The 10,457-nt window shown below is 65.9% G+C and carries 13 protein-coding genes; all 13 read right to left on the bottom strand.

The genetic code is table 11. From position 1 onward, the window contains the following. Nucleotides 1-31: 31 nt before the first annotated feature. The 13 genes from ASE70_RS19535 to ASE70_RS05790 are packed head-to-tail and all read right to left on the bottom strand — an operon-like array spanning nt 32 to nt 10,283. Entirely contained in the window at nt 32-187 is a 156-nt protein-coding gene (locus tag ASE70_RS19535) for a DUF7697 family protein (RefSeq protein ID WP_156356039.1), read from the bottom strand. A gap of 32 nt (nt 188-219) precedes the next feature. Next, nucleotides 220-777 carry a hypothetical protein gene (locus tag ASE70_RS05845; RefSeq protein ID WP_056502386.1) on the bottom strand — a complete coding sequence of 186 codons (558 nt, stop codon included), beginning with the start codon at nt 775-777 and terminating at the stop codon, nt 220-222. Further along, nucleotides 777-1,733 (bottom strand): phage tail tube protein, encoded by a 957-nt coding sequence (locus ASE70_RS05840; protein WP_056502384.1) that lies wholly within the window; start codon nt 1,731-1,733, stop codon nt 777-779. Before ASE70_RS05840 ends, ASE70_RS05845 begins: the two co-directional genes overlap by 1 nt. A 21-nt stretch (nt 1,734-1,754) precedes the next feature. Next, entirely contained in the window at nt 1,755-2,195 is a 441-nt protein-coding gene (locus ASE70_RS05835; RefSeq protein WP_056502381.1) for a hypothetical protein, read from the bottom strand. Further along, nucleotides 2,192-2,854: a DUF6441 family protein gene (locus ASE70_RS05830; RefSeq protein ID WP_056502378.1), complete on the bottom strand. Its 663-nt coding sequence runs from the start codon at nt 2,852-2,854 to the stop codon at nt 2,192-2,194. Before ASE70_RS05830 ends, ASE70_RS05835 begins: the two co-directional genes overlap by 4 nt. Next, a complete protein-coding gene (locus ASE70_RS05825) occupies nt 2,854-3,159 on the bottom strand; it encodes a head-tail joining protein (RefSeq protein ID WP_056502375.1) in 306 nt (101 codons plus the stop codon). Before ASE70_RS05825 ends, ASE70_RS05830 begins: the two co-directional genes overlap by 1 nt. Nucleotides 3,160-3,175: 16 nt before the next feature. Next, the gene (locus tag ASE70_RS05820; RefSeq protein WP_056502372.1) at nt 3,176-3,511 is read right to left on the bottom strand and encodes a DUF2190 family protein; all 336 of its coding nucleotides are present in this window, start codon (nt 3,509-3,511) and stop codon (nt 3,176-3,178) included. Nucleotides 3,512-3,517: 6 nt separating this feature from the next. Further along, nucleotides 3,518-3,832 carry a hypothetical protein gene (locus tag ASE70_RS05815; protein ID WP_056502369.1) on the bottom strand — a complete coding sequence of 105 codons (315 nt, stop codon included), beginning with the start codon at nt 3,830-3,832 and terminating at the stop codon, nt 3,518-3,520. 60 nt (nt 3,833-3,892) lie between these two features. Beyond that, nucleotides 3,893-6,067: a ClpP-like prohead protease/major capsid protein fusion protein gene (locus ASE70_RS05810; RefSeq protein WP_056502367.1), complete on the bottom strand. Its 2,175-nt coding sequence runs from the start codon at nt 6,065-6,067 to the stop codon at nt 3,893-3,895. Between the two features lies 1 nt (nt 6,068). Then, entirely contained in the window at nt 6,069-7,586 is a 1,518-nt protein-coding gene (locus ASE70_RS05805) for a phage portal protein (protein ID WP_082450753.1), read from the bottom strand. Nucleotides 7,587-7,589: 3 nt separating this feature from the next. Next, nucleotides 7,590-7,814, bottom strand: coding sequence for a hypothetical protein (locus ASE70_RS05800; RefSeq protein WP_056502365.1), 225 nt, complete (start codon nt 7,812-7,814; stop codon nt 7,590-7,592). A 2-nt stretch (nt 7,815-7,816) separates the two neighbouring features. Continuing rightward, nucleotides 7,817-9,817: a phage terminase large subunit family protein gene (locus ASE70_RS05795; protein ID WP_056502362.1), complete on the bottom strand. Its 2,001-nt coding sequence runs from the start codon at nt 9,815-9,817 to the stop codon at nt 7,817-7,819. Then, a complete protein-coding gene (locus ASE70_RS05790; protein WP_056502360.1) occupies nt 9,783-10,283 on the bottom strand; it encodes a hypothetical protein in 501 nt (166 codons plus the stop codon). The genes ASE70_RS05795 and ASE70_RS05790 overlap by 35 nt, the downstream gene beginning before the upstream one ends. Nucleotides 10,284-10,457: the final 174 nt, after the last annotated feature.

The following is a 10,457-nucleotide window of genomic DNA, read 5'->3' as shown; positions in this document are numbered from 1 at the left end:
CCACCGAGGCGCAGGGCGACGTTACGCGTGGTCATTCGTCCGTCCCCCCTTCGTCGTCAGGCAGGTAGCGCCGGATGATCGCCGCTTCGGCTTCGGGCAGCACGTCGGCGAGCAGTTCGGCATCGGTTTGCAGCGCCGCACCGATCGTCATGATCGCGCCAGCGTCGAGCCCGAACGGTCGACCCATGCCGCCGACGCGCAACTGGCGGTCGAACCGCGTCAGGACGTGCCAGACGCCTTCGGCTTCGTCCGTTTCGAGCGTTTGCGCGCGGTAGGGACAGGCTTCGCATCGCCCGGCGCGCTCGGATTCGCAGGAATGCTGGCAGTACCGCTCACCGGCGTCGCCACCTCCCCAGTGCCACTCGGCGAGGCGGCGGAGCCGTTTTTTTCCCGTTCCCGGGTGGCGTAGGGCAGCACATAGACTGCGTCGACCGCGTCGAAATAGACCGGGTCGCTGAGCAAGTCGGCGAGCGCTTCGCGGCTGAATGGCAGGGGCTCGAACACCCCGCCCTCGGCCGCCTGAACCGCACCGCGCCAGTCGCGCGCACCCTCCAAGATCATGGCGTGGCTCAGCGCGTCGCCAAGATCCTCGAGCATGGTGGCGGTGTCGTTCGGATCGCCGGTCGGCTCCGGTCCGTGTTCGTCGCGGCCAAGATTTTCCAGCGCAACGCGGCGAGCGCGACGCACCAGCGCGCGGTCGATCGGCGCGAACAGGATCGCGCCGCCGATCACGTTCCGCCATTCCTCCCCGACCTGCGGCTTGTGGACGACGAACATCAGTACCCCGAGACGTCGTTCTTAAGGATCGCCGTGACGACGATGCCGTCCACGCTGGATGCGGCGAAGTCGACGCTCTGCTGGATGCCGGCCGGCCCCTCGATCGGCCGCTTTACGCGCGGGAAGAACACGCGCGGCGCCCGGAAGATCAGCGAGGTTTCGCTATCGATCTGCCAGCCGAACTCGATCGCCCGCGCCTGCTTGTCGACGCCAGCCGCCACGAGCGGGCTGGCGAGGTCGCGCAGGACCAGCGATCCGGTGAACGCCGGCATGCCGGGATCGACATCCTCGATCTCGCCATCGGGCTGGATGGTTTCCACCTTGTCGAGCGCGTTGCTGTAGGTGAACTGGGCCGACGCCACGCCGCCAACGACGTCACTGCCCTGCTTGATGGCACCACGCGCCTGCGCGAAGCGCTGAATGCTGTCATAGGTGTCCGGCGTTCCCGCGCGCGATGCGTTGGCAACCGGAGTCTCCCCCTTGCCGATCAACGCCAGCGTCGCGTTCAGCAGGCCAGAGCGCTGCATGCCGATCTGCATCGTGTTGCCGCGCATGCCATAGTTCGTCGAATAGCTGGGCACGGTCGGCAGGCCGACCTCGATCGACATCGACGGCAGTTCGGGCGCGCCTGACAGGTATTCGTGAACATAGGCGCCGGTCGTGCCGGTGGTAGCCGGATCGCCGAACATCAGCTTCAGCCAGATACCGATGGCGCGGGTGTCGACCGGAACGACCAGGTTGCCGTCGTTGACGACGACGTCCTCGGTCGGGTCGAACGGGGCACGGCCCTGACCGAGCAGGTCGCTCTCGATCCAGCCCTGCGTCGCGCCCAACTGGTGTGACACGAACGGCTGTCGGAAGAAGCCACTCGCCGGCTGCTGGCCATAGCCGCTCTCGAACGCACAATTCAGCAGCGCATCCGCGCCACGCGCGCGCTTGGTCGGGGTCACCGCCATTGTCGGTCTCCTATGGGAAGGTCAGGAAAGGGGGGAGGCGGTGACGTACGACGCCACCACGAAGAACTCGGCGCTGCGGCCCACGACCGCGCCATTTTCGGTGAACTCGCCTTCGGTCGTCGGCGCGGTCGGTTCGCACCAGTCGCAACGACCGCCAAGGGTCCGGTCGCCGTTGATCGCGTCACTGATCCGGTCGAAAGTCTCGACGAAGCCGTCCTCGCCGACATCGCCGAACAGCATGAGGGCAACCGGGATGCCGTGGTCGTAATTATAGGCAAGCGGGCTCAGGTCGACCTGCGGCTCGCCGGGGTCTCCGGTCGCGATCAGCATGCGTCCGGCGGCGCGCGGTCGGGTCGGCGCGGCCTCGCTGCCGTCGAGCCCGATCACTTCGACCTGCATATCGGTCAGTGCGTTGGCGAACAGGTCGCGCAGGGCGAACAGGACATTGGTCCGCTTGCTCATGTCGCCCCCATCCGCCGTGCGAACTCGGCTGCATAATTATCGGCCCAGCGCTGCACGGCCGCGTCGAGATCGAACAGCTTGGGCAGGCGGACGGCGGGGACGAGCACGAACATGAGGATCGGTTCGACCTCTCGCCCCTTGGTGACCCGCCCCTTCGTCGCCGATCGAAAGCCGCGGCGGTTCTTGGCGCGCACGACATTCAGGAAGGCCAGCACCCGGCCGCGCTTGCCGCGCCGATAGAACAGGTCCTGGTTAAAGCTGTGCTCGACCTCGGCGGGGGTCATCTTGCCGCCGCGCTTCGGTCCATCGTCGAACACGCGGCGGCGGGTGTTGGGGACGGCATCGGTCGGGATCGCAAGGTACCGCTTCCCGTTGCGCGGTACGATCGTCGCGCCGCGGGCAAAACCGTCAATGATCGCCGGGGCGTTCGACCAGATATAGCCGGTGGGCGTCATACTGCGCCGCTTTTCCGGGTAGACACGGTCGCGCCAAGTATTCGCCAGCCGCTGCGACATGCCAGCGCCGGTCACCTGCCGCCGAAGGTCGAGCAGCGCTTTGTGGGTCGTGCCGCGCATTGCTTCGGTCGCGGCAACGGAAATATCAGCCTCAACATCGCGCAATGCGTCGCGAATGCCGGGCAGGTCGATGCTGATAAGCATCAGCCGATCAGTTCAACAGCGCAGGTCCATTCGAGACCTTCTAGGTCGATCCGGGGGGTCCCGACGACACGCAACTGCTCGCCGGTCTCGATGCCGAACAGGTCGCCCGTGATCGGGATGGCGATTTCGCTGACGCGAACGAGAATTTGACCCGAGCGCGCGACCGCCGCCGTGTCGCCGAACCCGATATCCTCGTCAGCCATGGAGCGGATGACCCGGATCGGATCGGGCAGGAAGTCTCCGCCGGCCGGGCGGAAAGCCGCCGCCATGGAGCCCGGCGCATGATATTGTGCGTCGAGCGCCATGGCGAACGGGTCCACGTTACCCGACCCGCCCGGTCAGCAGCACGCGGCCGACCGCATCGGCCGATGCCTGTGCCTGGGTCGCAGCGCCGATCATCGTGTTGCCGCTGGCGCTGGTGGTGACGCGGAAGTTGGTGTTGTCCCAATAGACCAGCTGCCCTTGGGTCCACGCTTCGCCCGTCGCTTTCGCCAGATCGAACACCTCGACTCGCCGAGCTTCGACCGGGCGACCGACGGCCGCATCGGCGAGGGCGACGGCGAAGATCGCGCCGACGAGCATGCCGGCACCGGCCGCCACGGTGCGCGGGGCGATGAGGGTGAGGGTCTTGCCCTCCGTCACATAGTTGCGAGCCATATCGGCTTACTCCTTGTCTGCGGCGGCCTTGCGGCGCGACTGCTTGGGTTCGGGGGCGTCGGCTTCGGCCACCTGCGGTGCGACCTCGACCTGATGGGGGTTTTCGGGGGCGGCAGGCGCTTCACTCCCACCGGGGGCGGCGATGGTTTCGACCGGCGTCGCCTTGTCCTGCTTGGCGGTGAAATCGTCGCTCACGTCGGTGGCAACGCCATCGGCTACGAGCTTTTCGGCTTCTGCATCTTCGACATGCAGCGCGCCTTCGTGCGGATGGCGCAGATTGCCGCCGACATAGGCGGAGGTGAGGAGGCTCACGAACTTCATGGTAGGTACTCCGAAGCGAGGGGGCGGGGGTCGCCCCCTCATGGTCGGCGAGCCGGACGGTTACGCGCCCGGCTGCTTGTAGGCGCAGCGCCAGTTCACGGCGCCGACGCCGTAATCGTGACGAACCTTCCATTCGACGCCGTCGGTGCGCCAGCCGTCCTGACTGTCGGTGAACGGCTCGGTCACGCCGTTCAGGAACACGACCTCGATCGCCGGTGCGACGCTGGGATCGGCGAATGCGTAGTACGCGTTGCCGGTCAGGCGCTTGCTGGCGACGATGTCGGCGAACAGGCCCTTCACGATATTCGGCTTCTGCAGCTTGGACACCGCGTCTGGGTCATATTCCGACTGGTTGATCGTTACCGCTGCACCGCGCAGGCCACGCGGGACCAGCAGGGTGTTCGGGGCGATCTCGAGGAACTCGTTCCCGGACAGGTCCTTTTGCGACGCCATCGCGACGTCGATCGCGTCGAACGCGGCCATCGATGGTGCCACGCCGGCGGCAGCAAGGTTGCCGTGCTGTGCGGAGAACAGCGCGAAGCCGTCGTTCATCAGCGGGTTGCTGTTCAGCAGGGCATAAACATCGATCTCGATCGTCAGCTTGGCGGCGCGACCGAGGTCGACGGCGAGGCCGGAGAAGATGTCCATATCGTCGTTCACGATCATCTGACGCGACAGATTGATCATGTTGCCGACGGTCTTCGCCTGGATCAGCTCCTTCGCCAGATCGGGGATCGGCTTGTCCTTGAACTCGCCAGCCTCGTTTACGGTGTCGAGCGCGCCGAACGTGCCGCGCAGGTACCGGGTGTGCAGCCGGAAGTCCGTGACGGTGCCGGTGCCAGCGAACCGCGACCACGTGTCGGGCGTGGTGGCATAGGCCGCCTGCAACGTCTTGTGGATCGCGTTCTCGAACAGGATCGGGAAGTCGCTGGTCGTTTGCGTGATCACCGCGCCTTGCGACGTCATGGCCTGCCGGACGATCGCGTCCGGATCGCGCATGCCGCGGGTCGATACGCCGGCGTTCTCGAGCGCTTCGCGCGCAAGGTCGACGTTGCGGACGCCACGGAACTCGCCCGGATCGATCTTGACGGTATCGCCCTTCAGCGCTGCGGCCTTTTCGACGAGGTGCGCGACGCCCGCCTTGACGAGCAGCCAGTTGGTCGCGCCTTCGCGAAACTTGTCGCGCTGGTCGACGGTGACGCGCGCCGGGCTGTTGTGCCCGACGTTGGCGGCGTCGCCGGCCTCGGCAAGCTTGTCGAGGATCTGCTCGCGCGCAACGGCGAGGGTGGTGTCGCTGTCGACCAGCCCGTTGATGAAGTCGGCCGACATCTTGTGCTTGTCGCCCAGCGCACGGATTCCGGCGACGCGCGAGCGCTCGGCGGCAACGGCGTTCTGCACGTCGGCGGTAGTCAGCGCCACGGTCGAAGTCTCGGTCGTCGCGGTCTGGGTCAAGGCAAGCGCACCGGTTTTCGGCAGCGCGTCCTGCGCGTCGAGTGCGATGGCCGACTTGCGGATCTTGTCGATCTCTTCCTGCTTGCCGCCGTCCTTCTGGAAAGCGGAGATAGCGGCGACCAGGGCCGCACGGGTCGTGTAGAGGTCCATGGTTTTCTCCTGTGGACGGTGAGGAGCGGCAGCGGCCGCCTTTGGCTTGCCGATCATCGCCATGGCGGAGATGCGCGGGCTCTCCGGGGCCTTGCGGAACCCGAATGCGGTTACGTCGCAGGCCGCGGCGCTGGACGCCTCGGTCACCGACGTGACAAACTTCTGCTCGAGCGCCTGTTCGCTGGTCAGCCAGGTCTCAGCGTCGAGCATGGGAATGAGGTCTTCGGCGCTGATGCCGGTTTGACCCGAATAAATGCGGACCAACTGGTCGCGGATAACGTCGAGCTTGTCGGCCGCGGCGCGAAGTTCGCGCGCATCGCCGATGGCGACGTCCCAAGGGTTGTGAATCATCATCAGCGCATTGTCGGCCATGATGATCTCGTCACCGACCATGGCGATGACCGACGCCATTGATGCCGCCAAACCGTCGATATGGATGGTAACCTTGCGTCCCGCCGCCTTCGCTGCCGCCAAGGCGTTGAAGATCGCGAGCCCTTCCATGACGTAGCCGCCCGGAGAGTTGATCCGAACGGTCAAATCGTCGTCGCTGCCTGCGATCAGACCGAACAGCGTCTTTGCGTCGAGGCCGTCCCATTCGTCGCCCACGATCCCGTAGATCAGAATATCGGTCATCTCAGGTTTCCTTGGGCGCGGCTTGCGGCTCGGCAGGGTTGCCGACGGCGGTCACCCGGCGCGGATCGCAGTCGAAGATGAGCCCGAGCTCATCGAGTTTGGCGAAGTCGGCCTTCGCTTCGGCGAGGAAGGTGTCAGGGTCTTCGCCGCGCTCGCGCGCCCATTGCGAAATCGTCTTGCCGCCGGCGCGGATCGCATCGCGGCTCGATTTGACCTCGTCCGACGGGTTGATCATCTCGCGACCGGGCGGCGTCCAGCGGACCGTAACGCCGGCGATGTCCTCGCCGACCATCGCGAGTGCATCGAGCATCCACTGGCCGACGGCGCCGCAGAATTGCGGGATGAACATGGCCCACTGCCAGGTCGCCAGCGAGCGCTGATATTCGAGCCAGCCCATGCGCCCGGACGAGAAGTTGACGTTCGAAAGGTCGCCGGTCAGCGCTTCATATGGGACGCCGAGACCAGCCGCGATCGCGCGGAGTGACACTTTCGTATAGTCCGCATACCCGTCAACGCCCGGCGGGGTGGAGAACGTCACTTCCTCACCGGGACGACCATACTGGAACGTGCCGGGCTCGATAAAATCGAGCGGCTCGCGATCGACCGGCGCGTCCCCGCCCTCGGTCTGGATGCCGGGGATCGCCCCACCATCGTCTTCACCAGCGACGAACCCGACGAACGCCGACGCGAGCTTCTGACGCGTCAGCTGTGCGTCCTCGAAATCCGCAAAGTCCTTCATCCGCAGGACGATCGGCGCCAACCACGTCGCACCGTGTTCCATCTCCGGGCGGTCCGCCCGGAAGACGTGCGCGACGTCGGCGGCAGGAATCAGGGTCGAGCCGAGCGACGATGTGCGGCCTGCGCCGGGGTGGCCATTGTAGAGCCAGTACCCCTCCCGTGCGCCGATCGGGCTGAACTGGACACCATGCACGACGAAGCCGCCATTGGCGCCGGGCGCACTGGCGAGGGGGCCATCCTTAGATGGGTCAAGATAGTCCGGCTCGAGCACCTGCAACTGAACCGGCAGCGGCAACCCGTCTGACGATCGACGCCAGCGACGCCGCATGACCACCGCGCCACTTTCGACAATGGTCCGCGCCGCCTGCAACTGCAGCCCGTACAGGTCGTGCCGGCCGCCGCTGTCGCAGTTGGTCGTATCGAAGTGCGCTCGAGCCTTCTTGTTCAGCGCATCGTCGATCTTGCCGTTGCGGTAGACCTGAAACGTGATGCCGGTGCCGACCATGTTATTCGAGATGGTCGCGACACCGCGGGCGGCGAATGGGTTGTTGCGAACGAGGTCGCGCGCGATGCCGCGCAGCGCTGCCATGACCGCCGGGGTCAGTTCGCCGTTGGCGTCCCGTTGCGTCCGCCGCCAGCCGGCGGCCCGACGCCCGAACGTCGCACCGTCATATTCCGCGCGCGGCCCGCCGCGAGCGATGCGCTTGCGTGCCGGTGGCACCGCGCGCGGGGTGGCGGCCGGCCGCCCGAGCAGCCGGTCGAGTAAGGTCCGCTTCGCCATCAGTTACAGGCCGCTGCGGTAATAGGGGACGCGGTGGCGAACGATGCCGCCAAGCGCACGAGTCTGCATCTTCAGTTGTGCTTCGACGACCTTGATCGCCGCAGCGACAGCATCGACCGACTGGAATGTCGTCTCGCGACCATCGGCGAAGCGAACCTTCTGCGGCCCGGTCGCCACCGCCACCAGCGACGCATGCAACTTGTCGAGGTCGGTTTGCTGGTAAGGCATGCCTACCTCCGCCGGTTGGTGAATGGGTTCGCTCGCTTCGGCGGCGCCAAAGCCTTATTCGCGGTTCGCGTGTCCGCCTGTGCCGAAGTTGGCGCGGGCCGATCGTCAGGGAGTTGCTTGGGCGGCGGCACGGCGGGGGCAGGGGGCGTGAACTCGCCGCGCGCCTTCTGCCAGTCCACCTCGCGCCACCGATCAACCCCAAGTGAGAACGCGATCGCGCGAGCATATACCGCGTTGTCGAGCGCCTCGTTGCGGTCTCGAACCTTGTGCCACTCGCGCCGGAATCCGCCGTTGCGAAGCCGAATGATCCGCAACTCTTCGGCGACCAGCTGCTTGATCCATTCGTCGGTCGTGCCGTCCGGCAGATAGACGTAGCCGTCCGGATACGGCTCGCCGTCGACCGGCTTGTCCTTTTCGAGGTCGCCGAACAATTCCAGCTTGAGCATGGACGTGCCGACGTTCCACAGCCGAACGCCACGCTTCAGCTTCCGACCGTTGACGGTGACGTCCTGCCAGCTCGGCGCGCCAATGGGCTGGTTGGCGGCGATCGCGTGCCGCCCCTTGACCGCCATCGCGAAGCCCGGGTGCCGCCGCGCCCAGGCATAGACCTCCATCGTATTCTCGCCGTCGCCCGAGTCTATGGCGACGCGCGCCAGTCGCATGGACCGGCCGTCTTCCGACACCCATGTCCTCGCGACCTGCTCATCCAGCTTCTTCCAGGTCGCCTTCTCGGAGATCGGTCCGAATACCTCGATTCGCTCGACGAACTCTCTGCGGCGGTCGCTCCCGAACGCCCAGATATCGAGATCGATACGCCCGCCGCCGCCGCGCTGGACGTCGGCAGCACCGATCAGAAGGCCAGCCTTTGCTGAAGGCGTTCCGATCCGCATCGCCTTCTCCCGGCGATCATACAGGCGCTGCCATTCCGGCGCTTCGCCGCGTTCGGCCCATGCCTCGCCGAGGACCTGGTTGACGAAGGTGCGAAGCAGGTTGGGGTCCTTGCGGACCTCCATGAACTCGCGCGCGATCTCGAGCCATGCGGCACCCGGGTGCTGACTGTACGCCGCCCAGATATGAAACGATCGGTGCCGCGGGAACGCGACGGGATTGTGCGCCCGCCATTCCCCGGCTTCATCCATGGCCGCTTTGTCGTCTTCGGCGATATCGCAGCCATTGACGCACCGATACCATGCGCGGGTCGGGTTATCGGTCGGTGCCCACCGGATGCCCGGCCCTGTGCCGTCACCGAACACCATTTGCTGCATCTCGCCGCAATGCGGGCAGGGGACGTACCGATATTCCTGACTTCCCTGCTCGAACAGGGTGTCGATTCGACTGAAGCCTTTAACCTTCGGCGTCGACCCGGCAGCGCTGAAACGGCGCGGCGAGGTCAGATTGCGCTTGAACGCCAGGCGGGCGGGGTCGCCTTCCTCCTTCGTCGCCCACGGATAGCCATCGCATTCCTCAAGCAGCACGTCGTCGGCAGTGACGCGCCGGAACTCCTTCGGGCTGTTCGCGCCCTTGATCTGAATCCAGCCGCCCTTGTAGCGCTTGGCCCTGATCTGGTTGTCGGCGTGCCGGGGCTTGAAGGTCGCAACCGTGCGAACGACCGGCCATTGCAACACCGGATCGAGATCGTCGCGACTGAACTTCTCCGCGTCGTCGATCGTCGGCTGGTAGAACAGCTGCCGCCGGGGGTCGTGTTTGATCGCCCAGGCAACGAAGCATTGCAGGATCGTCGAATAGCCGATGCGGCTGCTCTTTCGACACGACACCTGCTGCGTGTTCAAGTCGGTGAAGGCGTCCGCCATATCCGACTGGAACGGGAACGGGCGGATGCGCTGACCGTCATCGGTACGCGCATGCTCCGCCATGAACTTCGAAAGCGGCGGCCGCTCGCGCGGCTTGCACGCCGCGAACCATGACCGCGATAGCGTGACGCCGTGCGCGCCAAGGGCGCGGTAGGTCTCAGGCTCCCTCGGTTTCGGCGGCCTCTTCTTCATCAAGACCCCCGCCGCGCGCTTCCTCGATCCGCGTCATGCTCAGGTCAGTGAGGACGTTGTTGATCTCGGTGTCGATCCGCGCGCGAAGCTTGACGTCGGCACCGGCGACGCGCGCGCCGACCTGCTGCAACTGGGCGACGATCATGATGATGACGCCCGCGCCGGCAGCCATCATGTCGGGGAGCGAGGCGAGCTCGCGGCGACGCTCGGCGTTGTCCATCGCCTTCGCGTCAGCCTGCTCTTTCGCCAGCCGCGCCTGCTCCTGCTCCTTATCGAGCGTGCCAGCTTCATGCTCCTGTTCGTATTTTCGCGTACGGATCGCGACGAACGCTTCGACATACTCGTCGGCGGTGGCACCGGGGCGCGGCATGTCGCCAGCCTGCATCCGGTCGCGAACCCAGCTGTCCGACATGCCGACCAGCCATGCGACGTCGGCGCGGGTGAGGGTGACAGACGCAATGTCCAAAACTGCCGCCTCCCCATACTCGAAAACGGCGGAAATCAGCCACAAACTCTGTCAAGGCGGCGGCACCCATAGGGAATTTCGTGCCTAGACGGTTTCTGCGCCTTTGCCCCCCTCATTACCCAGAAGGCCGGGAAGGACCCACGAGGGGGCATCATCCCATCATATGGGACGGTC

Origin of the sequence: Sphingomonas sp. Leaf22, assembly GCF_001421715.1 — a bacterium.
Taxonomy (GTDB): Bacteria; Pseudomonadota; Alphaproteobacteria; order Sphingomonadales; family Sphingomonadaceae; genus Sphingomonas.
Note: the sequence above shows the minus strand (reverse complement) of the source record. Positions and strands in the feature narration are given on the sequence as shown.

Coding starts and splice junctions, on each gene's coding strand:
- ASE70_RS05840 (WP_056502384.1), bottom strand. CDS start 1,733: ATGGCGGTGACCCCGACCAAGCGCGCGCGTGGCGCGGATGCGCTGCTG.
- ASE70_RS05800 (WP_056502365.1), bottom strand. CDS start 7,814: ATGCCTTACCAGCAAACCGACCTCGACAAGTTGCATGCGTCGCTGGTG.
- ASE70_RS05810 (WP_056502367.1), bottom strand. CDS start 6,067: ATGACCGATATTCTGATCTACGGGATCGTGGGCGACGAATGGGACGGC.
- ASE70_RS19535 (WP_156356039.1), bottom strand. CDS start 187: ATGGGTCGACCGTTCGGGCTCGACGCTGGCGCGATCATGACGATCGGT.
- ASE70_RS05795 (WP_056502362.1), bottom strand. CDS start 9,817: ATGAAGAAGAGGCCGCCGAAACCGAGGGAGCCTGAGACCTACCGCGCC.
- ASE70_RS05830 (WP_056502378.1), bottom strand. CDS start 2,854: ATGCTTATCAGCATCGACCTGCCCGGCATTCGCGACGCATTGCGCGAT.
- ASE70_RS05825 (WP_056502375.1), bottom strand. CDS start 3,159: ATGGCGCTCGACGCACAATATCATGCGCCGGGCTCCATGGCGGCGGCT.
- ASE70_RS05805 (WP_082450753.1), bottom strand. CDS start 7,586: ATGGCGAAGCGGACCTTACTCGACCGGCTGCTCGGGCGGCCGGCCGCC.
- ASE70_RS05820 (WP_056502372.1), bottom strand. CDS start 3,511: ATGGCTCGCAACTATGTGACGGAGGGCAAGACCCTCACCCTCATCGCC.
- ASE70_RS05835 (WP_056502381.1), bottom strand. CDS start 2,195: ATGAGCAAGCGGACCAATGTCCTGTTCGCCCTGCGCGACCTGTTCGCC.
- ASE70_RS05845 (WP_056502386.1), bottom strand. CDS start 777: ATGTTCGTCGTCCACAAGCCGCAGGTCGGGGAGGAATGGCGGAACGTG.
- ASE70_RS05815 (WP_056502369.1), bottom strand. CDS start 3,832: ATGAAGTTCGTGAGCCTCCTCACCTCCGCCTATGTCGGCGGCAATCTG.